This window comes from Thermoproteus uzoniensis 768-20 (assembly GCF_000193375.1).
Taxonomy (GTDB): Archaea; Thermoproteota; Thermoprotei; order Thermoproteales; family Thermoproteaceae; genus Thermoproteus; species Thermoproteus uzoniensis_A.
In genome coordinates this window covers 167,466-191,116 of the sequence record NC_015315.1, presented here as the reverse complement: position 1 = coordinate 191,116, position 23,651 = coordinate 167,466, and the positions used below count along the sequence as shown (strand labels likewise).

The 23,651-nt window shown below is 60.8% G+C and carries 28 protein-coding genes and 1 tRNA gene; 13 read left to right on the top strand and 16 right to left on the bottom strand.

Annotation, left to right across the window (positions count from 1 at the left end; genetic code table 11):
- Window positions 1-20: 20 nt before the first annotated feature.
- From TUZN_RS00955 to TUZN_RS00935, 5 genes are all read right to left on the bottom strand, one after another.
- Window positions 21-914 (bottom strand): CoA transferase, encoded by an 894-nt coding sequence (locus tag TUZN_RS00955; RefSeq protein ID WP_013679042.1) that lies wholly within the window; start codon window positions 912-914, stop codon window positions 21-23.
- Window positions 915-935: 21 nt separating this feature from the next.
- Window positions 936-1,412 carry a PaREP1 family protein gene (locus tag TUZN_RS00950; protein ID WP_013679041.1) on the bottom strand — a complete coding sequence of 159 codons (477 nt, stop codon included), beginning with the start codon at window positions 1,410-1,412 and terminating at the stop codon, window positions 936-938.
- Between the two features lie 55 nt (window positions 1,413-1,467).
- Complete coding sequence (locus TUZN_RS00945; protein WP_013679040.1) at window positions 1,468-1,863, bottom strand: acyl-CoA thioesterase; 396 nt, start codon at window positions 1,861-1,863, stop codon at window positions 1,468-1,470.
- Window positions 1,863-3,881 carry an acetate--CoA ligase gene (gene acs / locus TUZN_RS00940; protein WP_052885989.1) on the bottom strand — a complete coding sequence of 673 codons (2,019 nt, stop codon included), beginning with the start codon at window positions 3,879-3,881 and terminating at the stop codon, window positions 1,863-1,865. Before acs ends, TUZN_RS00945 begins: the two co-directional genes overlap by 1 nt.
- Window positions 3,882-4,258: 377 nt before the next feature.
- Window positions 4,259-5,497 (bottom strand): M20 family metallopeptidase, encoded by a 1,239-nt coding sequence (locus TUZN_RS00935; protein WP_052885988.1) that lies wholly within the window; start codon window positions 5,495-5,497, stop codon window positions 4,259-4,261.
- A 77-nt stretch (window positions 5,498-5,574) separates the two neighbouring features.
- Here TUZN_RS00935 and TUZN_RS00930 point away from each other — a divergent pair, with 77 nt between their 5' ends.
- Window positions 5,575-5,787 (top strand): DUF3311 domain-containing protein, encoded by a 213-nt coding sequence (locus tag TUZN_RS00930; protein WP_013679036.1) that lies wholly within the window; start codon window positions 5,575-5,577, stop codon window positions 5,785-5,787.
- Window positions 5,784-7,241: a sodium:solute symporter family protein gene (locus TUZN_RS00925; RefSeq protein ID WP_013679035.1), complete on the top strand. Its 1,458-nt coding sequence runs from the start codon at window positions 5,784-5,786 to the stop codon at window positions 7,239-7,241. Before TUZN_RS00930 ends, TUZN_RS00925 begins: the two co-directional genes overlap by 4 nt.
- On the opposite strand, the gene TUZN_RS00920 is transcribed toward TUZN_RS00925, so the two are convergent.
- Window positions 7,242-7,694, bottom strand: a complete 453-nt coding sequence (locus TUZN_RS00920) for a hypothetical protein (protein ID WP_052885987.1) — start codon at window positions 7,692-7,694, stop codon at window positions 7,242-7,244.
- Between the two features lie 154 nt (window positions 7,695-7,848).
- Between TUZN_RS00920 and TUZN_RS00915 the strand changes: the two genes are divergently transcribed.
- The 9 genes from TUZN_RS00915 to TUZN_RS11310 all read left to right on the top strand — a co-directional run bounded on the left by TUZN_RS00915 (window position 7,849) and on the right by TUZN_RS11310 (window position 15,137).
- Window positions 7,849-7,938 (top strand) — tRNA-Ala (locus TUZN_RS00915).
- 107 nt (window positions 7,939-8,045) lie between these two features.
- Entirely contained in the window at window positions 8,046-8,465 is a 420-nt protein-coding gene (locus TUZN_RS00910) for a HEPN domain-containing protein (protein WP_013679033.1), read from the top strand.
- Window positions 8,447-8,818, top strand: coding sequence for a nucleotidyltransferase domain-containing protein (locus TUZN_RS00905; RefSeq protein ID WP_052885986.1), 372 nt, complete (start codon window positions 8,447-8,449; stop codon window positions 8,816-8,818). The genes TUZN_RS00910 and TUZN_RS00905 overlap by 19 nt, the downstream gene beginning before the upstream one ends.
- A 29-nt stretch (window positions 8,819-8,847) precedes the next feature.
- A complete protein-coding gene (locus TUZN_RS00900) occupies window positions 8,848-9,555 on the top strand; it encodes an HAD hydrolase family protein (RefSeq protein WP_013679031.1) in 708 nt (235 codons plus the stop codon).
- Window positions 9,556-9,618: 63 nt separating this feature from the next.
- The gene (locus TUZN_RS00895; RefSeq protein ID WP_013679030.1) at window positions 9,619-11,118 is read left to right on the top strand and encodes an ABC transporter substrate-binding protein; all 1,500 of its coding nucleotides are present in this window, start codon (window positions 9,619-9,621) and stop codon (window positions 11,116-11,118) included.
- A 33-nt stretch (window positions 11,119-11,151) separates the two neighbouring features.
- Window positions 11,152-12,834, top strand: coding sequence for an ABC transporter permease (locus TUZN_RS00890; RefSeq protein WP_013679029.1), 1,683 nt, complete (start codon window positions 11,152-11,154; stop codon window positions 12,832-12,834).
- 1 nt (window position 12,835) lies between these two features.
- Window positions 12,836-14,077 carry a tRNA(Ile)(2)-agmatinylcytidine synthase gene (locus TUZN_RS00885; protein ID WP_013679028.1) on the top strand — a complete coding sequence of 414 codons (1,242 nt, stop codon included), beginning with the start codon at window positions 12,836-12,838 and terminating at the stop codon, window positions 14,075-14,077.
- Window positions 14,078-14,104: 27 nt separating this feature from the next.
- Complete coding sequence (locus TUZN_RS00880) at window positions 14,105-14,920, top strand: MBL fold metallo-hydrolase (RefSeq protein ID WP_013679027.1); 816 nt, start codon at window positions 14,105-14,107, stop codon at window positions 14,918-14,920.
- A gap of 61 nt (window positions 14,921-14,981) precedes the next feature.
- Window positions 14,982-15,137, top strand: a complete 156-nt coding sequence (locus tag TUZN_RS11310; protein WP_013679026.1) for a hypothetical protein — start codon at window positions 14,982-14,984, stop codon at window positions 15,135-15,137.
- On the opposite strand, the gene TUZN_RS00875 is transcribed toward TUZN_RS11310, so the two are convergent.
- Window positions 15,134-15,643 (bottom strand): GTP-dependent dephospho-CoA kinase family protein, encoded by a 510-nt coding sequence (locus tag TUZN_RS00875; protein ID WP_052885985.1) that lies wholly within the window; start codon window positions 15,641-15,643, stop codon window positions 15,134-15,136. The two genes, TUZN_RS11310 and TUZN_RS00875, sit on opposite strands and share 4 nt — an antisense overlap.
- The gene (locus TUZN_RS00870) at window positions 15,640-16,353 is read right to left on the bottom strand and encodes an MBL fold metallo-hydrolase (RefSeq protein WP_013679024.1); all 714 of its coding nucleotides are present in this window, start codon (window positions 16,351-16,353) and stop codon (window positions 15,640-15,642) included. Before TUZN_RS00870 ends, TUZN_RS00875 begins: the two co-directional genes overlap by 4 nt.
- Window positions 16,354-16,455: 102 nt before the next feature.
- On the opposite strand from TUZN_RS00870, the gene TUZN_RS00865 reads away from it, so the two are divergent.
- The gene (locus TUZN_RS00865) at window positions 16,456-16,683 is read left to right on the top strand and encodes a type II toxin-antitoxin system CcdA family antitoxin (protein ID WP_013679023.1); all 228 of its coding nucleotides are present in this window, start codon (window positions 16,456-16,458) and stop codon (window positions 16,681-16,683) included.
- Window positions 16,673-17,071 (top strand): type II toxin-antitoxin system VapC family toxin, encoded by a 399-nt coding sequence (locus TUZN_RS00860; protein WP_013679022.1) that lies wholly within the window; start codon window positions 16,673-16,675, stop codon window positions 17,069-17,071. The genes TUZN_RS00865 and TUZN_RS00860 overlap by 11 nt, the downstream gene beginning before the upstream one ends.
- Window positions 17,072-17,221: 150 nt before the next feature.
- On the opposite strand, the gene TUZN_RS00855 is transcribed toward TUZN_RS00860, so the two are convergent.
- From TUZN_RS00855 to sixA, 8 genes are all read right to left on the bottom strand, one after another.
- On the bottom strand, window positions 17,222-18,223 hold the full coding sequence (locus TUZN_RS00855) for a formate--phosphoribosylaminoimidazolecarboxamide ligase (RefSeq protein ID WP_148678661.1): 1,002 nt from the start codon (window positions 18,221-18,223) through the stop codon (window positions 17,222-17,224).
- Window positions 18,223-19,263: a formate--phosphoribosylaminoimidazolecarboxamide ligase family protein gene (locus TUZN_RS00850; protein WP_013679020.1), complete on the bottom strand. Its 1,041-nt coding sequence runs from the start codon at window positions 19,261-19,263 to the stop codon at window positions 18,223-18,225. The genes TUZN_RS00855 and TUZN_RS00850 overlap by 1 nt, the downstream gene beginning before the upstream one ends.
- Window positions 19,264-19,340: 77 nt before the next feature.
- Window positions 19,341-20,690, bottom strand: coding sequence for a PFL family protein (locus TUZN_RS00845; RefSeq protein WP_013679019.1), 1,350 nt, complete (start codon window positions 20,688-20,690; stop codon window positions 19,341-19,343).
- Window positions 20,687-20,959 carry an ACT domain-containing protein gene (locus TUZN_RS00840; protein WP_013679018.1) on the bottom strand — a complete coding sequence of 91 codons (273 nt, stop codon included), beginning with the start codon at window positions 20,957-20,959 and terminating at the stop codon, window positions 20,687-20,689. Before TUZN_RS00840 ends, TUZN_RS00845 begins: the two co-directional genes overlap by 4 nt.
- Window positions 20,960-21,001: 42 nt before the next feature.
- The gene (locus tag TUZN_RS00835) at window positions 21,002-21,910 is read right to left on the bottom strand and encodes a dihydrodipicolinate synthase family protein (RefSeq protein ID WP_013679017.1); all 909 of its coding nucleotides are present in this window, start codon (window positions 21,908-21,910) and stop codon (window positions 21,002-21,004) included.
- Between the two features lie 26 nt (window positions 21,911-21,936).
- On the bottom strand, window positions 21,937-22,110 hold the full coding sequence (locus TUZN_RS11190) for a hypothetical protein (protein ID WP_013679016.1): 174 nt from the start codon (window positions 22,108-22,110) through the stop codon (window positions 21,937-21,939).
- 28 nt (window positions 22,111-22,138) lie between these two features.
- Window positions 22,139-23,149: a pelota family protein gene (locus TUZN_RS00830; RefSeq protein ID WP_013679015.1), complete on the bottom strand. Its 1,011-nt coding sequence runs from the start codon at window positions 23,147-23,149 to the stop codon at window positions 22,139-22,141.
- Entirely contained in the window at window positions 23,146-23,604 is a 459-nt protein-coding gene (gene sixA / locus TUZN_RS00825) for a phosphohistidine phosphatase SixA (protein WP_013679014.1), read from the bottom strand. Before sixA ends, TUZN_RS00830 begins: the two co-directional genes overlap by 4 nt.
- Window positions 23,605-23,651: the final 47 nt, after the last annotated feature.

Here is a 23,651-nt window from a genome sequence, read left to right as displayed (position 1 = left end):
CGGCCGCGCCCGCCGGTCTTTCACCGCTTAGCCCAGCTACTTCTCGATAGGAGCCTCCCCAAGTCCACCGACCTAAGAGCGTCCTCCAACGGCCTCACGAGGGATAGGGGCACGTCCAGCTCCTCCGCCCGCCTCAACAGCTCGGCGCAGGACCTGCGCGAGGTTTCGCCCTCCACCTCGGCAACGGCCGCCGGGTCGAGCATCCTGGCCTTGAGGTCGGGCCTCCCCAGGAGGTCGCAGAACCGCTCCCAGAACTTGGGCTCAACAGCGCCCAGCGCCACCCGGCCGCCCGCGCAGCTGTAGACGTTGTAGTGTGGATATCCGCCGGTGAGTTGCGGCGCCTTGCCGTCGGCAATCTGGGCGAAGTTGAGGAGGTTCAGGAGATAGGCCACGCGCTCCATCGAGATCTCAAAGTAGCCAGGCCGACCTGCGGCTATCGAGGCGGCGGCCGCGAACGCGGCCATGAGGCCCGTCGCCACGTCGACGCCTTGCGGGATCGGCGGCGCGTCCCTTAAATGTCCCGCAACCGCCGCGAAGTTTATGTCGTGGCCCGGCGCGTTGGACGACTCGTAGCCGGTCACCGCCACGTAGGTTATCGAGGGGTTCACCTTGCTGAGCTGTTCGTAGGACGCGCCGAGCCTCTCGGCGGCCGCCGGCCTGAAGCTCGTCAGAACGGCGTCGGCCCCCTTCACGAGGTCGTACAAGCCCCGCCTGCCCTCCTCCGTCTTTAGGTCGAGGACGACGACCTCCTTGCCCTCGTTGAGCAGTCGGTAAAGCGTCGGGCTGTAGGCCCTCATGGGGTCGCCGCCCGGCGGCTCCACCTTCACAACGTCGAACCCCCACTCGGCCAACAGCCTCCCGGCTAGGGGGCCCGGGTAGAGCACGGCCAGCTCGACAGCTCTGTACTTGGCCATGCCGGAATATTGCCGCCCTCTTTAACGTCCCCCGCCGTCGGGCCCCGCGATCTGCTGGACGGCCCTCTCGACGAAGTCGAGAACCTGCCTGATGTCGGAGACCACCTCGTCGACGTCGGAGTAGTCGACGAAGTTGGGATCGAAGCCGTTGTAGGCGAACCTATGTAGCATCAACGCTGTCTTGACGGCCGGCTCGATTCCCTTAATGCCTAGGGCCTCGAGGTCCTTGGCGATCTTGACCAGACCCGTAGTAGGCGCGGCGTACCCGACCCTCTCGTACCACTCCCGCCTCTTCCCGTCTTTAGCCAAGGCGTCGAGCCTCGACACGACCAAAGCGCTGACCAGCGCCTTGAGGGCCATAAACGCCTTGTTCGCCGCGTTCTGGTAGAGCTCCCGCCTCAACATCTCCTCCGCCAGCCTCGCCTCGGCCCTGGCCTCCTCTATTCTCGCCTCAACGTATTCCCTAGGCTTGCTTTTAAAGTCGAGGTAGCCCTCCACAAAAGCTGTATGTTGCCGTCGATATAAACCTTGACTTGCTCGGACGCAGGCCCGCCTACTCAACGCTTCGCCACGCCTCTATCAGCTCCGGCGGACATCTAGTGGATCTCAGCTTGCCTCCGTCGTTCTCGACGCAGACGGCCACTATATGGCCGGCGGCCGACAGCAGACCGGTCGTCTCGTTGTATATCTCGAACCCGTACTTGACGGCCTTCTCTTTGAGCTCCAGGGGCCTCAACACCACGCGCGCGACGTCGCCGCGCCTAAGCGGCGACTTGAAAACGGCGTACGCCTCGACTCTGGGCATACGCCCGTGCGCCTCCAGAACTCCCTTAGATCTGTAGAGCTCCTCCTCGGCGTGCTCCACCAGAGAGAAGAACTCGGAAAAATGGACGATCCCGGCCGCGTCGGTTTGGGACCAGTAGATGTGGAACTTGGCCTCGAAAGGCATTAAGGGGTTGTCTGCCCGGCTATTTCTCTTTTCATCTCCTCGAACGCCCTCTTGACCTCGTCCACCGACGTCTCGTCCTCCAAAGTGGTCAAGTCCCCGATCTGGCCGCCCACAACTATGGCCTTCAACACGCGCCTCATTATCTTGCCGGAGCGCGTCTTGGGGAGCTTCGTGACGAAGTATATCTGGGCCGGCTCGGCGATGGGGCCTATGGTCTTCCTGACGTGGTCTCTCAACTCCTTCCTCAACGCGTCGTCCGCCTTGGCCCCCTCCCTAGGTATCACGAACGCTATGGGTACTTCTCCCTTTATTGGGTCTGGTATGCCTATTACTGCTGCCTCCGCTACTGCTGGGTGGGATATGAGGGCTGACTCTAGCTCGTAGGTGCCTAGGCGGTGTCCGGCGACTTTAATCACCTCGTCGGCTCTCCCCAACACCCAGATATAGCCGTCCTTATCCTTAATCGCGTAATCCCCAGCATAGAACATACCCGGAAACCTACTCCAGTAAGTCTTAATATAGCGCTCTGGATCGCCGTATATCCCGTGGAGTATCCCAGGCCACGGCTTCCTTATTACGAGGTAGCCTCTGACCCCCGGCGGCAACGGGTTGCCCTTGTCGTCGACGACGTCTATGTCGTAGCCGGGCCTCGGCGGGCCGTTCGTGCCGGGCTTCATTGGGAGCAGATAGAAGCCGGGAGCTATGTCCAACGGCACTGCCGCGGTCTCCGTCATGCCCCACGTGGAGCCCACGAATATCTTCTCGTTGCCCAAGACTCTGTACATCCACCAGAAGGCCTCGGGGTTCTGGGGCTCGCCCACGGTAAATATGGCCCTGAGAGTTGACAGGTCGTGCTTCCTGGGCCACTCCTCTCCGTAGCGCATGAACATACGTATAGCCGTCGGCGAGGTGAAGAACACGTTGACGCCGTACCTCTCAATTATCGACCACCAGCGGTCGGGCTGCGGGAAGTCGGGAGCGCCCTCGTACATCACCTGGGTGAGCCCCATCAAGAACGGGCCGAAGGCCACGTACCAGGCGCCGGTGCCCCATCCTATGTCGCCGGTGCACCAGTAGACCTCGTCGTCCCTCACCGCGAATATCTGCTTCATGTCTGCGTATATGGACACGGCGAAGCCGCCCGTGTCGTGGACTATGCCCTTGGGCTTCCCTGTAGTGCCCGACGTGTAGAGTATGTGGGAGGGGTCCTCGCTCTTTACGGGCAACGGCTCTACGTAGGCGTTCTGCTTCACGCCCCTCAGAGAGTCCTCCCAGAACCAGTCTCTGCCCTCCGTCATGGGCACGTCGTTGAGGCCGAGCCTCCTCACAACCAGGACGGCCTCGGCCCCAGGCGCCTTCTCCAGAGCCTTGTCCACGATATCCTTAAGCCTCACTACCTTCCCCCTCCTCCAGAAGCCGTCCGTCGTTATGATCATCCTGGGCTTGAAGTCCGCAAGCCTATCCGCCAACGCGTCTGCCGAGAAGCCGGAGAATATCGTGGTGTGGACCGCGCCGATGCGCCATATCGCGAGTATAGCTATCAACACCTCGGGGATCATGGGCATATACAACGCCACGTGGTCGCCCTTGCCTATCCCGAAGTTGCAGTGGAGCATGCAAGCCACTCTGTTTACTTCTCTCCATAGGTCGTAGTAGGTGAATTTTCTCCTGTCTGTGGGGTATCCTGTCTGGTCTACCGGCTCTCCTTCCCATATCAGCGCCAGCTTGTTCTTACGCCAAGTCTTGACATGCCTATCAATAGCCAGATAGGAGAGGTTCAGCTCACCCCCAACAAACCACTTATAAAACGGCGGATTAGAGGCGTCAAGAACCTTCTCCCAAGGCCTAAACCACTCAAGCTCCCTAGCGATGGAGGCCCAGTAGCCCTCTATGTCCTCGACGGTGCGTCTATGGAGCTCCCAGTAGGCCTTTATAGCCTCGGGGCCTGCTTTATATCGCTCATTGGAGACATATGTATCGAAGGGGAGCTTCACTTCGAGATCCTGGCCGGTCGACATGCTTAAATATACGAGGTTTTTTATATATCTATTGGTATAGACTGATGTCGTGTATACGAGGCAGAATAAAAATATACTAACAAAATATTAATGAAAAAGCGATATATCAGCTATTAGCGGCCAGTTACATTTTACCTATCGTATATTTTACGTAACAATATAATTTAATATATTTACGTAAGTGATAAATGTAATTATATAAATTATTATATAGTATATTGAGCAATATATTTATCCCGATTCGTTGTTCTGCCGCCGTCGCGGATATGTTCACGCCGGGTTTGCCGGCCTTCACCAAATCGGACGCCGTATGAGTATATCACAAATAATTAAATAATTAGATAACATATTGATTTATATAATAAAAGCAAATGAATTTAAGATATATTAAAATATTTCTTAATAGTATATATTATTGTGTTATATGTAAGTACTAGATCCTCTACAGAGACATATTCGTCGTAAGTGTGTGCCAGCGTCAGCTCGCCGGGGCCGTATATCACGGTCGGTATGCCCCTCATTCTGAGGTATCTGCCGTCGGTCGCGCCTGTCATTATTATCGGCTTCGGCCGCATCCCCTGGGCCGCGATCCCCTCGCGCACGAGCCCGACTATCCTCTCGCCGGAGGGCGTATAGTTGGGCTCGCTGGTGTCTATGGCCTCGACCTCGGCGAGGCCCGCCAAGCCTTTCCTCAGCCGCTCCACGACGTCTTTCGGCGATACGCCGGGCGGGACCCTCATGTCGAGCTCCAGCTCGGCGTAGTCGGGCACCATGTTTATCTTGGAGCCGCCCCTTATCACGCCTGGGTTGAACGACACAGAGCCGATGACTTTTCTGAAGTCCTCCTCGCTGAGCCTCAAGCCGCTCCTCAAGGCGCTCTCAAGATACAGCCTCGCCGAATTCTCCACTGCCTCGGCCAGATCGCGGGGCAGGGCGATGCCCCTATTTATCTCGTCGACTATCTTCGAGGCCTCCTCGACGGCCTTAATCAGCTTCACTATGGCGTTTTCGCCCAACAGGGGGAGGCTGCCGTGGGCCGGCTTGCCTCTAGCCACCAGCTTGACTTGGCTAAGGCCCTTCTCGCCTATGCAGTACTTGTCCGGGCCCGAGGGCTCTGCGACTATCGCGGCGTCGCCCGACAACACGCCGTCCTTGACCAAGGCCTCGACGCCGGCGTGGCCGCCGACCTCCTCGTCCGCCGTCGCCGCCAGCACCAGAGAGCCGGCGCCGGCCTTCTCCACGGCTGGGGCGATGTCTGCGAACGCGGCCATAATCACGGCGAGCCCTCCCTTCATGTCGGTGGAGCCCCTCCCGTAGATCCGCCCCTCGACGATCTTGCCCGAGAACGGCGGGACGGTCCACTTGCCCACGTCGCCCGGCGGGACGACGTCGGTGTGTCCGTTCAGTATTAGGACGGGTTTCCCCGAGCCGACGCGCGCCACCACGTTGGGCTTCCCCCTCTGGTATTCGTAGATCTTTGCCGAAAAGCCCCTCTTCGCCAGCCACTCCTTTATGTACTCGGCGGCCTTGGTCACATCGCCCGGCGGATTCGTCGTGTCTATGCGGACGAGCGAAGCCGTGAGCTCCGACAGTTGGTCGGCCTTACTGTCTCCCATAGCCCATATAGGTCCTGGTTTAATAAAACTTTTTTTCTATTCTCTAAAAGTTAAATATAGGATAAATTGATTTAAATATGGCGGCTAACAGTAGGACCATAATAAAAATAGTTCTACTTATAGTAGTCCCGTGGGTTTTCTTGATATTCTCAGCGCCACTATATAACAGGAAAGACCCAGAGCTGTTCGGCTGGCCGTTCCTTTGGTGGTATCTCTTCCTATGGGTATTTATACAGCCGGCGCTTACCTATATAGTATACAAGTTTATAGATAGAGGTGGAGAGGTATGATCTTCACTCAGCTCGACTACGCCATATTCTTCGCCATTGTTGGCTTGACAGTAGCGGCGGGGTTCCTCGGGAGCAGGTGGAGGGCGCCCGACTTCTCGAAGATAGCCGAGTGGACGCTCGGCGGCAGAAAATTCGGCACAGTGATAGTGTGGTTCTTAATGGGCGCCGACATATACACGGCATATTCGCTGATCTCGGTGCCCGGCGCCGCCTACTCGTTGGGCGGCTTCATATTGTACTCGGCAGTATATGGCTCCGTGTCCTACCCCTTCCTCTACATCGTGGCGACTAAGTTCTACAGAATCGCGAAGCGGCACGGCTTCATAACGGCCGGCGACTACGTCAAGTACAGGTTTAACAGCGACTTGGCCGCTTTGCTGGTCTCGCTTACGGGGATTATTGCCATGTTGCCCTATATTGCCCTCCAGATAGTCGGGATAAGCTATGTCCTAAACGCGATGGGCTTTCCAGTCCTTCCAAGCTACGCGATAGCTTACCTAATAGTGGCCGCGTTTGTTGCTCTGAGCGGCTTGAGAGGGCCGGCCCTCAGCTCATTAATAAAGGACGTGGTGTTGTGGGCTGTCATACTGACTGTGGTGATATATATCGGCACCAATCTGGGCGGCTTCGGGCCCGTGTTCGCCCAGCTGGGGCCATCGCATTATCTGATACCGAACAAGCTAATGGTGGGCTACATTACTCTGGCTTTGGGTAGCGGCATATCCTGGATGCTCTTCCCGAACCTTCTGGTGGGTCTGTTGGGCTCCAAGAGCGAAGACGTGATAAAGAGAAACTCGATATTCCTGCCGGTCTACCAAGTCTGGTTGATCTTCTTGGCGATCATGGGCCTCGTCGCGCTCGCCCAGAACCTAGTGCCCAACGGCGTGTCGAGCCTTGCTTTCCCCTCCGTGCTGGAGACCTACTTCCCCACGAGCTTCGTCGTGTTGGCCTTCGCCGGGATAGTTATAGGCAGCATGGTGCCGGCCGGCCTACAGAGCCTCAGTGCGGCCAGCCTAATAACTAGAAATATATATGTTGCATTTATAAATAGAAATGCCTCAGAAAAACAACAAGTGTTCTGGTCCAGGATATTTGTCTTCGTGGTGATAATCGCGTCCCTGATATTCGCCATGGTGCCTGCCGCAAGCGGCTTGATATTCTTCCTATTGACTTTCTCCTATGCCTGGCTCCTCCAGACGTTGCCGGCCGTCATACTCTCCATGTACTGGCGTAGCTTGGACAAATACAGCGTGATACTGGGCTGGCTCGCCGGCACTGTATTAGTGACCTACGGCCTATTCACTGTGGGGTTTTCCGGATCTCTACTGCCCTGGTTCTACAACATCTACGTGGGCATACTAGGCTTGGCGGTTAACCTAGCTGTTCTGTTGATGGCCCACGTAGTTGTTAGGTCGCTCAAGATGCCGATATACGCCCCGCAGGACCTAGAATAATCACCGGCCAGAACTCTCAAGCTCCTCTTTTAGGGCCCTGTACATGACCTCTAGGTGTCTATCAAGCTCGGCGGAGCTCACGGCGCGTTCGATCTCCCCGAAGAGGCGCCGGGCCTCCTCGCGCCTTCCGCTGTCTAGCAACGCCTTGACTAACATGAGCTTTAGGGCGAGCATCTCCTCGCCGCCGACTCCCCTCCTCTCCAGCTCCTCCACCCTAGCTCTCAGCCTATCTGCGGCAGCCGCGGCGTCGCCGCCTATTACCTTCACGTCGAGGAAATGCCGCCGCCTCTCCGCGGGGGAAAGCCTATACAAAAAGTAGGCGAGGGCCAAAGCCACGGCGGTAGGGGCCGCGGCGTACAGGAGATAGCCCTGTAGGTTGAACAGGAAGATCGCCGCCACGTCGTAGACGCCCAACGCCGTAAGCGCGGTCTTGAGGATCGACGCCCTATCCACGAAGGGCGGCGGCCGGCTTCTTAAATTTACTCCGGCGACGCGGGCAAGCGGTCTATAGACGCCGCGGGTAGTATTTGACATCCCGCTGGCCGGCCAGGGCCTACGCCGAGCCGATAAGGGGAAAAGGATATAAGGCCGTTAATTAAGGAGGGACGGGCCGGTAGTCTAGCGGAAGGACGCCCAGGGCCAAGCCCGCGTACGCCTCGCGCGCGGGAGATCCCGGGTTCAAATCCCGGCCGGTCCACTCATCTGGAGGCGATAGCTCGCCTTTTTGAAACACCGTATAACCTTAGTGTATGGCCCATCGATGCCCGTTGGCCAAAGGATTAATAGAGGGGCTCCGGGAATGCCGTGGAGCCTCTCGACTGCGAGGAGTACGACAGGTGGATTAAGCAGGCGGAGTACACGTACAGATCGATAGAGGGCGACATGGGGCTTCAGGCATACGCGTGGGCTTGCTTCAAGGCGCAACAGGCGGCCGAGTTCGCCATCAAAGCGCTTCTGAGGGCCCTCGGCAAGCCCGCCTTCGGCCACAACCTGGTCGCGTTGTTCAACGAGCTCTCGGGCCTCTGCGGCGGCGTCGCCGAGAGGCTCAAGTTCTGCGTCGGCTATTTAGACAAGATGTACGTCACGCCGCGTTACCCCGACGCCTTGGCTGAGGGCGTCCCGTACGAGCGGTATACCCGCGAAGAGGCGGTCGAGGCGGCCGAATGCGCCCGGGCCCTAATCGATTGGGTGAAGGGGTGTTCGCCGTGCCGATCGACGAGGTGATAAGGGCGAGGCTTCTGGAGAGGGAGGCCGTCGTGGACGAGCTGAGGCGGTACGCGGAGAGGCTTAGGGAGAGGCTGGGCAAGGTGACTGTCATCCTCTACGGCTCCTACGCGAGGGGCGACTTCAACCTCTGGAGCGACGTCGACGCGGTGGTGGTCTCGGAGCGCTTCGCCGGCGTGGACTTCGTGGTGAGGTGCGTGGAGCTCTCCGACGCGCCGCCTAGGCTGGAGCCCATATGCTGGACTCCCGAGGAGGCTCTGAAAGCCCTAGCCAAGCCCTGGTGGCGCGAGGCCCTCCGCGGCGCGGTCGTCATAGTGGACGACTACGGGATAGCGAGGCTTCTGGAGGCGTAAAGCTTTAAGCATAGGGCGCACCGCCCCAGGTGTCGATCGCGCTGTTCGCCGACCTGGACGGGACTCTGGTGCCGCCGGAGCTTATGAGGAGGGACCCCTCCCTCCCTCTAGAGCTTGAGTACGCCTTGAGGGAGCTGGCCCACAGAATTCCCCTCGCTGTCGTGACAACCAAGGAGTGCGGCCTCGCCGCGAGGGCCGTGCCCTTCGCGGCGGCCTACGCGTGCGTGAACGGCATAGAGGTGAGGGCGGGCGGCTACGTGGCGGTGTTCGAGAGGCTTAGGTCGGCCGAGCTGGACCGCGTCCTCAGATCCGCCGGCTCGCTGGACGCGTTGGTGGAGGCCAAGAGGACTTGGGACGGGAGGCTCGCTGGCGTCACAATAGACTGGAGGGAGCGCGGCGCCCCGCCCCGCGGGCTCGACCGGGTCTTGGACGAGGCCGCCTCCCTGGGCCTCAAGTTGGTGAGGTACTCGCGCCACCCCTTCGTCGACATATACGGCGCCGACGTGGATAAGGGGCGCGCGGTGAGGCTCCTCAAGGCGCTCCTCGGCGTAGATCACGTGGTCTATATGGGCGATAGCGAGAACGATCTGCCGGCCTGGGCGGAGGCCGACGTGAGGATTGTCGTGAGGCACGCCCTCAATAGGGATCTTCCGGTGGAGGGAGCCATACCGATCGCCTACGAAGAGCTCCCGAGATATGTCAGGCAGGTCTTGGCCAATCTCGAGTCGGCCAAGTAGCCGCCGCGCCTCTGCCGAGGCGCTTTCTCTGGAAATCTTTAAATAACGTGGCCACACGCCCCTATGTTAAGGGGGATCTCCCGAGGCGCGGCGATAGCAATCGTGGTGGTCTTGGTAATCGCGATCGCCGCGGCTCTGCTATACGTGTTGAGCTCGCAACAGAAGGCCCCGCCGACTCCGACAACGGCTCCAACTACATCGGCCGCGACATCCTCGGCCACTACGTCGACCTCCACTGCGACGACCACGCAGAACGTCACGCTTTACGTTGTGGCCTACAAGGACATAACCGCCGACTATATACAATTCGCCGGCGAGCTCTTCAGCAAATTGCACCCCAACGTGAAGGTGGTGGTGATAACTTACCCGTTCAGCCAGTATCTGACCAACGAGCTCACGGCGCTGCAGGCGCACTCCTCTAAGTACGACCTGGTGGAGTTCACCTCGACGTCCTCCTTGAGGTTCGTGCCCTACGTGGTCCCGCTCAATCCCTACATCGGCACGTTGTTCAACATGAGCGACTTGATAGAGCCGCAGGTGGACTTCGGCGGCGTCTACTACAACACGACCAACGGCCAGACCGTCTACATAGGCGTGCCCTTCGAGACGGACCTATTCACTCTGGCCTACCGTTGTTCCCTCTTCAACAACCAGACCCTGGCCCAGGAGTTCTACGACGAGTACCACGAGGAGCTCAACCCTGCGACTTGGCAGAACTGGACGGTGGTGCTCCACGTCGACCAGTTCTTCGTCGGCCATCACATAACCAAATACGGAGTAATAATAGCTGACGACCCGTCGCACGACATCATAGACGCGTATCCGGCCGTCTTCGGGTGGTGGTACATGAACAGCCCCGATCTCAACAAGGGCAGGCTGGGCGGCCTCCCGACATTCAACATAATGTTCTACGGCGCGCCGGCGCCCAACTGCCCCTACCCGCTCCCCGACTTCAACACCACGGAGGGCATAGAGGCGTTGAGGGTCTACAAGGAGCTTGTGTCTTACGAGCCGCCGCCCAACGAGACGCCCGTCTCCTACAACAACGACCCCCAGCTATACGCCCAGTACGCCCCCGCGGTCATATTCTTCACCAGCCAGCTGTCCTATCTGCCCCCGGCTGTCTACAACGACACCTGTCTGGGCTGGCTTCCCGGAGGCTATGCCGAGACGGGCACCACCTTCCTCGCAGTGAATAAGTACTCGGAGCATGTGGACCTCGCCCTCCAGTTCTTGGCCTTCTTGGTCTCGCCGCAGGTACAGGTCTACGAGTTCCTGCGCTTCCGCCACTTCCCCATATCCAAGGAGGCCTACCTGATGCTGTTGAGCAACCAGACGCTGAGCGCCCACGACAAGGAGCTCCTACAAGCCGTGTACACGGCCGCCCAGAAGGCGTGGGCCAATCCGCCCAACATTCCGCCCACGGCCCAGGTCCTGATACCCACGTTCAACCAAGCGGTGTACCAATACCTCATGGGCCAGATCGACGCCAAGACGGCGATGGACACGGCGGCCGCTTCTTGGATAAACGCGTTGAGGCAGACGTACGGAGCCTGCGGCTGAACCCATTAAAACCTACCCTTTTTCCACTCCCCGATGAGGAGGTGGTGGCTTGTGCCCTATATCGCGTACATAGCCGGCTTCGGCCTCATCCCGTTCGCCCTGACGTTCTACTTCGTCGGCCTGAACTTGTCGTCCATCAAGGCGCTGTTCCTCGACTTCCCTCCAGGCACTTTCCAGCTGGCTGTGGAGAACACGCTCCTCTTCGCCGCCACCTCAGCCCTCTTCGCCACCTTGCTGGCGCTGGTGTTGGCCATAAGAGTCGACAGCCTCCCGAAGAGGTGGCAGATGCCGCTCTCCCTCCTCATACTTTCGCCATATACCATACCCTTCACGGCGTCGACGATGGTCTGGTACACGATGTTCGATCCGCTCTACGGCCCGCTCTACTACCTTATAAAATTCCTGCACTTGCCCAGGCTCAATCTGACCACAGTGCCCGGCCTCTCCATATGGGCGGTCTCCATAGTGGGGATCTGGAGCAGCGTCTCGTTCGCCTACCTCGTCATAATCGGCGGGTTCAAGGCCATAGGCAAGGAGATGCGCGAGGTCGCCCAGGTGGACGGGGCGTCGGAGTCCCAGTACTACAGCGGGGTCGCTTTGCCGTACGTCTTCAAGATAGTGGCTACGGCGTTCTTGATAATATTCGTAATCCAGCTGGGCAACTTCGACATACCGTTTATTTTAACCCAGGGAGGGCCCGGCTACTCCTCGACTACGCTCCCGTTGATGGTGTACGACCTGCTCTACTTCATAGGGGATTTCCAAGCCGGGGAAGCCGCCGCGGCTCTGCTCGCCGCGATGGCCACAGTCCCCGCGGTGGTTTTGCTGGCCGTGATGAAGAGCAGAGGGGGGCTCTACGTCAAGCTCCCGCCCGTCAGGATCCCGGACAAGCTATACGACGCGTTGTTGTGGATAGCCACGGCCTTGATCCTCCTCTTCCTGCTCTTCCCGATATACTGGATGTTCGTGATAGCCTTTAGGCCTACCCAGTACGACTTCGTGAGCCCTCCGGTGCTCTACCCAAACGTGTTCACAGATCGGTACTTCCAAAAGGCGCTGTCCGGCGCGGTGCCCTACATAGCCACTAACGTGGTCGTGGGCCTTGCGGCGGCCGCCATATCTGTAGTCTTGGCGGGGACCGCGGCCTACATAATGTCGAAGAACAACATATACTGGTTGCTTCTCTTGACGATATACCTCTACTCGTTGCCCTCGGCGAGCTTCATACTGCCCATCTACCTCTTCTTCTCGGCCGCCAATCTACTCAACACGTGGTGGGCCTTAATACTGTCCACCCCGCTGTTCACTGTCACGCTCTCTGCCTGGATCTTCTTCAACATATATAGGGACGTGCCCAACGAGTACCAAGAAATAGCGGAGCTTGAAGGCGTGTCGTCGACCCGGATGCTGTTCAGGGTAATAGCGCCGATAACTGCCAGCGCTTGGTACACTATGTTCGTTCTGTCTTTCATAGTTAACTGGCACCTGCTCTTCTACCCCATAGTCCTCACCGAGACTCCCTGGGCGTTTAACTTCCCACCGACGGGCGCCCAGACTGTGACCATCTACGCCATAGAGTCCATAACGAGCGAGGCCGTGGACTGGGGCATGTTGGCCGCCTCGGCCCTTGTGGTTGCCCTGCCGGTGATGGTGTTGAACTACCTCATACTGGGCAAGTTGCTGGAGGGCTTTAACATCGGCGGGCTGAAGGGCTGACGTGTTGGTCCACATCGGGATAGACGACACCGACTCCCATAGAGGGGGTTGCACGACCTACGTGGGCTACAAGCTGGTGAAGGAGATCTTGAGGAAATACGGCGATATCTTGGCCGACTACCCCCGCCTCATAAGGCTGAACCCCTACGTCCCCTTCAAGACCAGAGGCAACGCCGCGGTGGCTCTAGTACTCGACGCGCCGGAAGGCGCCGAGGAGGACCTATGGGAGCTGGCCGTCAAGACAGTCTCTGAAAACGCGGACGTCACAGGCAAGACGAGCCCCGGCGTCGCCATGGCGGTGGGACAGGTGCCGGAGAGGGCCAGGCGGGTCTACAGACTCGCTCTCTCCCAGATAGTGCCGAGGAGCGTGGTGGAGAGGGTTGTCGGCGTCAGGCTCTGGGGCGGCCGCGGGACGATCGGGGCCGTGGCCGCTGTGGGGGCCGAGTTGCCTAAGTCCACCTTCGAGCTCCTGGCGTATAGGGAGGGCGAGAGGCCCGCCATAGGGCCGGGCCTTGTCGAGGCCATGGAGCTCTTGACATATCCCTTCACGTTCCACAACCTCGACGGGAGGAGAGTCCTCATAGAGCCGAGGGGGCCCGACCCCGTCCTCTACGGCGTGCGCGGCCTTTCGCCGCCCCACCTTGTCTACGCGGCGCGTTTCCTCGAGGCCAACGGCGTGAGGCCGGCGGGCTGGGTGATATACCGCACGAACCAGGCCACGGACGCCCACATAGAGCTGGGCGTGTTGCCCGATAGGCCTCTCCCCTACTCCGTGTATAGGACCAAGGCTCTGGTGCTTTGGGCCAAGAGGCATAGACGCCACGTCTTCGCCGGGCTTTCCAACGGCCTCGTGGCTGTCGCCTATAGGCATCTTGGGAAGATCGCCGCGGCGTTGGAGAGGTGCGTCGGGTGTTACGTGGAGCTGAGGGGCGGCGTCAAGCCGAGGGCCGGCGGCCTCTATCTATATATAGAGTCCATGGAGGTGATATATAGGGTCGTCAGACAGACGCCGAGGTGTCCGTACTGCGGCGGCGCCTTGGAGAGCTTGGGCAGAGGGAAGGGCCGGCGGTGCGTCAAGTGCGGCACGGTGTTCAAGACGGCCGAGGTGCGCTATTTCCTATCCACGTCGGAGCGCGGGCTCTACGTCCCGAGGCCCGGCGAGTGGCGGCACCTCTTCAAGCCGCCCGGCCTAGACCCCACGCCGGTGGATTTGGTGGGAAAGGCCGAGGGCTGGATTAGATAGTATATATAGGGCCCCGGAAAGATCCCCATGGAGTTGCGTAAGGGCATATCGTTGCTCAAGGGATCTCCCAACACGTTGATAGTGGGCAGATACGTGATAGATCCCGGCAACCCCGCCGAGAGAGCCGCCGAGATTCTCAAGGCCGTCGGCGGGAGGCCGACGGTTCTTCTAACCCACCACCACGCCGACCACCTATCCGCGGTGCCGGACGGGGCCGAGGTATACGCCCCATGGGGCGAGGAGATCCTCGTGTCCAACACCAGGGCCCGCCTCTTCTTCACCCACGGCTTCTACGTGCCCGACGCCCTATACGTCGGGCGCGACCTCGCGGTGGCCGGGCTGGTGAGGCCTGGCGATAGGGTCGAGAACATAGAGGTCGTCGATCTGAGAGGCCACACGTTCGGCCACGTCGGGTATCTCGTCGAGGGGGTCCTGTACGCCGGCGACGCCATATTCGGCGATATGGTGCTTAAGAGGTACGGAGTGCCCTACCTCAACGACGTGGACCTCTTCCTGGCGTCTCTGGACAGGATAGAGTCTCTCGAGCCGGAGACTCTCGTGATGGGCCACGGGCCTGTGGCCGGCAGCAAGAAGAGGGTGAAGGAGCTCGTGGAGGTCAACAGATCGGCCGTGGAGAGGTCGGTGAAGCTCGTGGAGTCCATGTTGCCGGGGGAGCCCACCGAGATCGCCGTGAAGGTATTGAAGGAGCTGGACGCCGAGAGGAGCTGGGAGAACGTGTTGCTGACCTCCGTCATCGTCAGGGCGGTGCTCACGAAGCTGGCGGCCGAGGGCAAGGCGCATCCCGACGAGGAGGGGCGCTGGCGGATCGGTAATTTACGATAATTGACGATAAATCATTTCACCAGAAGACGAAAGAAATAAATAGTGGAGCAGTCCTACCCCTATGCAGCCCAACCCTAAGATGGCCGACGAGCTGGCCAGACTGTCGAGCGAGCTCTACGAACACGGCTACATAGAGGCCGCGCGACTGCTTGAGGAGGCCAGGAAGATCGTGCTGGAGCTCGAGCGCGAGGCCTTCCTAACGCCGGCGACCGACTAACAAGGCTCCATATATTTTAGCAACTCCCTAATCTCTTTATATTTGCCTACCGGTATTACTATTAGAGCTCCCTTATAGTGGCCGTAGACGACGGCCGAGTCGTCGGGGGCCAGCGCGATAAAGGCTAGGGAGAGCATGTCCTCCTCCCCGTCGACTAACAGCAAGGTCCCCGGCGTCTTGACGGCGTACTCCACGGCGGCCCACGCCTCCTCCGTTATATAGCCTGGGGGGTTCCTCACCCTCAAGATCCTCGGGAACGCCTCAACAGTCCTCACGTACTCGCTCCTCCTGGTCTTGAGGTCGACGGCGGCGGCGTCTGGGGCGAGGCCCGCGGCGAGGAAGTTGGCGGTCACGACGTCGCCTACGGTGAAGATCCTCGCGGCGCCGAGGTCTCTGGCTATCTCAGCCGCGAGCTCCACCGACCGGGGAGGGTCGCGCCAGATGGCGACCGGGTACGGGAAGGCGAAGAGGTGCCTCCGGCCTTCGGGGACCTTCAAGCACCTCACAGCTCCACCGAGGCGCATGGGTAGGGCAGGTAGACGTAGGCGCCGGGGGGCACCAGAGGCGTGTTGAGGTAGTAGTGGACGGGGAGGAGGGCCTTGACGCCCGCCCTTCTGGCGATCTCCACGGCGTCGCTCGTGGTGCTGTGGCCCACGGCGTGGGCCGGCTCCTCCTGTCCCGGGTTTCCAGAGACCTCGTGTATCAAGAGGTCGCACCCCCTCGCCAGCTCGACAAGCTCGTCGCTCGGCGCTGTGTCCCCGCTGTAGGCGACGCACCTCCCCCCGTGCTCCACCCTCACGTGCACGGCCTCCACCGAGTGCCTTGCCGCGGCGAGCGCGATCCTCGTATCGCCCTCTCTGGCCTCGCCGCCCGGCGGCACCTCGACCGGCTCCATATATTGTCGCAGGTGGGGCATGTTCACGGCCTCTAGTATTTTCACGAGCGACGACATCACGGAGGCGGCGGCGACGACCTTGATCCTAGTCCCCCTCTGGCGGGCCATCAAGAGGAGGGTCGGCGCGCCCAGTATGTGGTCCCCGTGGGCATGCGTGAGGATCAACACCTCCGGGAGCGGGAGGCCGCATTGGGCCAGCTTGGCGTAGGTCCCCTCGCCTGCGTCCAGGAGAATCCGCCTATCGGTCTCGACGTATATGGCCGGGTAGCCCAGCCAAGGGCTGGATATCCAGCCGCCCAGCCCCAAGACCACCACCTTCATAGAGGTCTAGAGAGCTCCACTATTTATCGCTCGAGGCCCCGCCGCCCCGTATACGGATGTGCGTATACTATAAGCTTATATACGGATGCCTGTAGTTTCTCGATGTCGACTACGGTAATAAGCGTGAGGGTCAGGAAAGAGCTGAAGGAGAGGGCGAGGGAGCTCGGCATAGATATCAGGGAGGTCTTAGAGAAGGCGCTTGAGGAGGCCATAAGGAGGAGGGAAGAGGAGGAGCTGGCCAAGGCGCTTGAGGAGTTGAAAGAGGCCTTGTCGCGAATAACCGAGGAGGAGTGGGTGAGGGCAGTGCGCGGCTCTAGGGATGAGCGTTGAGTATCTGCTCGACGCCTCTGCTCTCTACGGCTTGGCTACACACTACGACAGATGGCTGAAATATAGGGAGAGGCTCGCGATACTCCACTTGACAATATACGAGGTCGGCAACGCCCTATGGAAGGAGGCGAGGGCGGGGAGACTGCAGTGGCAGAGAGCCGCGAGGCCTCTCTCCCGCGTGATCTCCGGCTTGAGGGTGCTGGACGATCCTCCCCTGGAGGAGGTTCTGAGGCTGGCTGTCGAGAGGGATCTGACGTTCTACGACGCGAGCTACGCATACGTCGCGGAGACGCTGGGCTTGTCGTTGGTGACGCAGGACGGCGAGTTGTTGCGCAAGTCGCGCGCCGCGATAGACGTGGCCACGTTCCTCTCGAGACTGTCGGCGTAGTTGCGGCGATCGGGCCGCCTAGGCGAGCCGCACTGCCTCCTTCCCCACGCGCGCCGCCGGATTAAATCTTTTAACTGCGGCCGGGGCCTAACCGCGGTGATGATCCTGACCAACCGCGAGGCGTGAGCTGGCGGCAGCTGGCTGACTCCGTCAACTGACGACGTCCTCCAGCCTCCCCCTCTCCCTGGCCAGCTGGAGCTCGTGGGCTATCCTCTCCCCCATGTCCATGGGCTCGTCGAAGTAGAGGACGGAGTACTGCGACCCGACGCCCATGTAGACGTTGGTCCCCGCCACTATCCTCCCCGAGAACTCGAAGACGACTATGGAGAGGTCGTCTCTTATTATGGACTCCAGGCTGTAGGGCCCCTTCATCTCCTCGCCGAGAGCCTCGCGGACCGCGTCGGCGAAGGCCTCTCCGTATTTCTGCACCGTGGGGAGCAACGACTCCCTCAAGACCAGTGGGAGGTTGGCCACGACGACGAAGGTCGGCTCCACGAGGCCGAAGGTCCTCCCGTCGACGTTCGTCTCGTACCTCACGTCCATCCCGAACAGCTCCACTCTGACGTACATGGGCGACGCGAAGAAGTGATAGTACGCCGGGACGCCGAAGACGTACTCCTGGATTATGTAGGGCTCCTTCACCTCCCTGAGCCTCTGGACGAGCTCCTCCCTATTTCTAGCCAAGAAGTAGCCCCTGCCGCCCTTGGCCCCAAACAGCTTCACTATGACCGGCCTGTCGACCTCCTCCGGCGCGTAGCTCCTGGGTATTGGTATGCCGGCCCTCCTCAAGAGATCCATCTTCTTGTATTGGTCGGCCTCGACCTCGATAAGGCGCCTGACGCCGAACGTGGGCACCGGCGCCTCGAGGGCCTGCCGCCACCCGACGTACTCCACGTAGGACCCGTGGGGTATCAAGACGGCGTTGTTCTCGGCGAGCTTCTCCGCCACAAGACGGAAGTTGGAGAAGTCGGCCTCCCACACCTCGTCTATGAACTGGAAACGCTTGTAAAACCAGGCGGAGCTGGGGCGGGCCACGGCCAAGGTCTTGAAGCCGCGCCGCTTCGCCGCCCTGAGTATCTGGAGGGCCGTGTGGGACGCTATCGTGGCGACGGCCAGCCTATCTAGGTCGTAGCTCTTAATTACCGTCTCGATCATGTGGTGACCTCCTCGAGCTTCCCCTGCCTCACCGCCTCCTTTATCTCCACGGCTATCCTCCTCCCCATGGATATGGGCCTCCCCCAGTAGAGCTTGGAGTACTGGCCGCCCACTCCCAGATAGGCGTTGGTGCCGCCCCCTATCCTCGGCGCCACGTCGTAGACCACTAGGTCGAGCTCCGGCGTCACGACAAACTGGAGAGTGAAGGGCCCTATGACGCCTGGCTTGACCAGCCTGGCGACGGCGTCGACGAAGCGGTGCCCTATGTCGAAGACCTTCTCCAAGAGGCTCTCCCTCAAGGTCGCCGGCTCGTGGCCCACCTCTATATACCTCACGTCCGGGTCTAGGTCAAGCTGGTCCCTCGCCGGAAGCCGGTGGACGCCGTCGAGATCGCTCTGAATCCTCCTGTCGAAGCTGTGGAGCTCCAGGCGTCTGTACATCGGAGAGTTGAAGAAGTTGGCGTTGAAGTGGGCCCCCAGCACGAGCTCCTCTATGGCGGCGCCCGAGAGGTCCTCCAGCCTTATCAACCCCCTCTCGGCGAGCCTCTTCGCCTTGCGCATCAAGTCGTCTCTATCCCTCGCCACGAAGAAGCCCCTCTCCACCCTCCTCGTAGCCTCGGGCAACTTCACTATGACCGGCCTGTCGACCTCCTCAGGCGAGGCGTATGTCCTAGGCCTCCTTATGCCTGCCTCGTCGAGGAGTCTGTAGTAGTTGTGCGGCCCCGTCCTCTCCTCCCACCTCAACAGATAGCGGTTGCCGAAGATGGGGACCGGGAACTCCCTCTCTATGGCGTCGTAACCCACGTAGACTGCGAAGGATCTATTGGGGACGAAGACAGAGCCCTTGAGCCTATGGGCCTCCCTGACGATGTCCCTATAGTCGTCGAGGACCACGAGCTCGTCGACGACCGGGAACTCTCTGTAGGCTCTCTCCCGCCCCCTCTTGGCGACGGCTATGGTCCTGAAGCCCTCGTCCTTCGCGCCGTCGAGCACGTCCAAAGCGCTGTGGGAGGCCAAGACGGATATCGATACCGACATACTTGCTTTAAGTTATGAATTTAAAAAATTTGCGGGCTCCTAGAAGATTTCCGGCGATATATTAAGCAGATGGTTAATTATCCAGCCCGCAGCCTCCAGACGCTCGGAGGCACGACGCCGCTTCTTCTGGCCAGAGGTATCTCGGAGTACTTGCCTAGATCCATGACTACAACCCTCCCGTAGAGGCCCCCCAGCTCGTAGACGTCGCCGGGCTTGCCGCCGGGAATCGGCACCAGCCTCACCCCCAGCGGCTTGTCGAGGGCCGTGGCCAGAGCCATGACGTCTGCCATAAGCGCGGCGACGACGTCGGGCGGGGAGTCGCCCGGTATGCCGGCCATGTCTATGCCCGTGTTGCAGACAGCCGACATGGCCTTCAACGAGTCGAAGCTGAGCGCTCCCTCCTCGGCCGCCCTGGCCATCAAGGCGTCCTCGCTGACTGGTATAAAGGCGCCGCTCAAGCCGCCTATCGTCGATGTGGCCATGGCGCCTCCCTTCTTCACGGCGTCGACGAAGAGGTGGAGCGCCAGGACCGAGCCGGGCGCGCCGGCCCTCGGCAAGCCCATGGCCTCGAGTATCCCGGCCACGCTGTCGCCGACCTTGGGCGAAGGCGCCACCGAGAGGTCCACGGCCCCGAACCTCACGCCGAGCTCCCTCGCCACCTCTCTGCCCACGAGCTCGCCGAGCCGAGTCACCTTGAACGCCGCCCTCTTGATCGCGTCGTGTAGCGTCCTCAAGTCGGCGTCTTTCATGTTCCTCACGACGGCCTCTATGACCCCGGGGCCGCTTACGGCCACGTTCACCACAGCGTCGGGCAGGCCCAGGCCGTGGTGCGCGGCCGGCATGAACGGCACGTCCTCGGGGACGTTGGCGGTCACTGCGAATCTGGCGGCGGCCTCAGGCCTCATGGAGAGCACCGCCTCGGCCGCCTCGTACACGGCGTCCATATTTATGCCCGTGGCGGTGGACGCCGCGTTGACGAATCCGCCGAGCCTCTTCGTGGAGTTCAAGGCGTCGGGCAAGGCGTCCAGCAGAGCCCGGTCGCCTCTGGATACGCCGGCGTGGACGAACGCGGCGAATCCTCCGACCATGTCGACGCCGTAGGCCTCCGCCAGATCGTCGAGGGACTTCGCTATCTCCACGGCGTCCTCGGCGCGGCCCAGAGGCTCCAGCATGATGCTGATCGGGCTCACGGCCAGCCTCGCCGTCACGATCCTGACGCCGAGCTTCGCCGCTACCTTGTCGACGGCCGGCCTAAAATGCTCGAGGTACGGCCTCAGGAGGTCCCTCAACGCCGATATCGCGGAGCCCACATCCCCGCGTATCGCCGGCAACGTGTTGACGCTGAGGGTCACCGCGCGTATGTCCAGCTCGCGGAAAAGCACCATCTCGAGGACCTCCCCTATCTCCTCGGGCGAGAAGAGCCTCATATCCTCTGCATGTAGCGGAACACGTCTATGTGGTGGACGGCCACCATGACGCCCAGCCTCTTGCCGGCCTCTTCGAGCTCGGCGCGGAGGCCCGCGATATCCACGTCGGCCTTGGATATGTCCACCACCATTATCATGGAGAATATGTCGCGGACGACCGTCTGGGCTATGTCGACGATGTTGGCGTTGTGCCTCGCCAAGACGTTGGCTATCCCGGCCACTATGCCGACCCTATCCGCGCCCAGCACTGAGACCACCACTAGCTCCACGGGGACACTATAGAGGATATATAAAGGCTGGGCGCCGGCGGGCTAGCGGATCAGCGGCGACAGCTTCTCCAAGATTTTCCTCAACTCTTCTCTGTCCTTGTCGTCAACCGGCGGCAGAGGCTCGCGCGGAGGCCCCATATCTATGCCTGTCACTATCTGGGTCGCCAGCTTGTACAGGGTAGGCCACTTGCCGCCGAGCTTCCCCGTCAGCCCGCAGCCTCCCATGAAGCGCCAGAGCTCCATAAGCCTCTTGTGTATCTCGACGGCCTCGGCGATTCTCCCCTCCTTGACCATCTTGTAGAGCCGGAGCTGGAGCGGGCCCAGGAAGTTGGGGCCTCCGAGGATCCCGCCGTGTGCGCCCACCACGAGGCTGGGCACGAAGAACATGTCGACTCCCTGGAGCACGGAGATCCGGCTCCCCACAAGATATATGAGCTCCATGTGGTATCTGAAGTCGCCGGAGCTGTCCTTGACCGCCACCACCTGGCTGTACTCGGAGGACACTAGGTCGAAGACCTCGGCGGGTATGTTGTAGCCGACCGCCAGAGGTATCGTGTAGAGGATCACCGGCGTGTCCACCGCGTCGAGCACCTTCTTGTAGAAGGCGTAGATGCCGGCCCAATCGCCCTGGACGTAGTACGGCGGGGTGATCAACACGGCGTCGACCCCCACGTCCTTGTACCTCCTAGCCATCTCCACCGTGCTTATGTGGTCGCCGGTGCCCGTCCCGGCGATCACGGGGACCTTGCCGCCCCCGACCTCGACGGCCAGCTCCGCCACCTTGACCCTCTCCTCGGGGGTCAGTTTAGTCACCTCGCCGGTCGACGAGGAGGGGAACAAGCCGTATCCCTGCGACGCGAGCCTCTCCAAGAGCGCCCGCAACGCTTGGTAGTTGACGCCGTCTTTAGTAAACGGCGTGACGGTCGCCGCTATCACTCCCTCCAGCTTCACGAAGAGGGCTGGGGGACGATTAATATCTATTCCCGGCGGGAGACGGCCCTATAGATGAAGGGCGCGGCGGCGCCTATGGATATGCCCAACGCGGCGAGCGCCAGCGACCTCCTGCCGGGATACATCAAGAGCAACAAAACGCCGAACGTGATAGACAACGCGCTCAAGGCGTAGAGGAGCGCCCTCATCCCCTCTGCCATAACTATTCCAGCTCATATATTTAAAAGCTTAATAGCGCAGGACGGCGGCGCATCCGCCCATGGCGCTCAACATCTGCCCCGCCTCGCTCTCGGCGGGCACAATCCTCGTGGAGCCCCTCGTCGAGAACACCAGCCTGAGCACCTCGGCGTATTCCTCGGCCCGCTCCTTCAAGGCCTCGTCGACGACGACGAACGTGCGCACTCTGCCCTGCGACGCGGCTTCCCTAACCGCGTCTAGGCCCACGGCGATGAGCTCGGGCCTCTCCGAGGCGAGCTTGAGGATCTCCGAGACGGCCTCCGACCCCAACGCCTCCCGGTACCTCTCGAAGTGCCCACCTCGCTGGAACTCGTAGACGCCCGCGAGGCCTCCCGCCGATTGAGGAGCCAGATCGCCTTTTATGTACTGAGCCGCGATCTCTATATACAGTTGAGGCCCGGCGAGGACCAGCCTGTCGGGCCTAAGCCTCAGCCTATATTGCTCCACGGCCTTGGCCACCTCCCTGAAGAAAGGCCCGAGGGCCTCCTCCTCGGAGTCCGAGCCCGCGTCCTTAGGCCTCCGGTTCTCGAGGACCCCCAACACCTCGACGCCGAGCGCGGTTATGTGCGCCACCGCGGCCTCGTCCCCGTCTATGGAGACCAGGAGGATCTTGGGCAGAGCCGCGGAGGCCAGCCGGGCCACCTCGTCGACGAGCTCCATGGGGTAGGAGTCCGGCTTCTCTATCTCTATCTCCCTCCCGGGCAATACGTCGAAGGTGTGCCTCCTGCCCTTGACGCCCTCCAAATCGCCGCCGACCTCCACGACGGTGCCCCTCACCCTGAGGCTCCCCCTGAACTTGTGGTACTCCAACGCCTCGACCCTCACGGCGAGGTACACCTTTATCCTCTCCCCCTCCTTGGCGCCCTCAGGCCTATACTCCCTCACAGTCCAGCCCCTAACGACGTCACCCCGATCCACCAGGAGGTAGACGAAGTAGAGGTCCTCCTCCCTCTCGGGCAGGACCGATATCAGCCTACGCCTCCTGTCAACGGAGAGCCTCACGGCGCGATCTCCGGGGTGATATACCAGACGAGCCTCCAGCCGGCCTCGCCCCTCTCGAGCTTTACGACGCCCGAATACCTGAACCTTATCACCTCCTTCTGGGGATCGCCCACCAGGAGGAGCGACGCCAGCCGCGAGAGGTGGGGCAGATGGCCGACGAGGAGGACGTCGGACGTCAAGGCCTCGGCCCGAGAGGCCCAGATCCGCGGGTCGTCGTTGGGGGCCAGCCCGTCGGCTTCCCTGACGGGGGCGCCGAGGTGGCGCGCGAATATCTCGGCGGTCTGCCTCGCCCTCGTCTTCCCGCTGTGGAGCACCTCGGCGACCTTGACGCCGGCTACGGCCAACAGCCTGGCGACTTTTTCAGTCTCGGCGGCCCCCTCCGGCGTAAGCCTCCTCTCGGAATCCTCGGCCTCGCTGAAGGACTTGCCGTGTTGCGCAAGATAGAGCGTCGGCATACTGCCTACGTACGTGAGGCCTTAAATATTGTGTTAGCTGGCCTCCA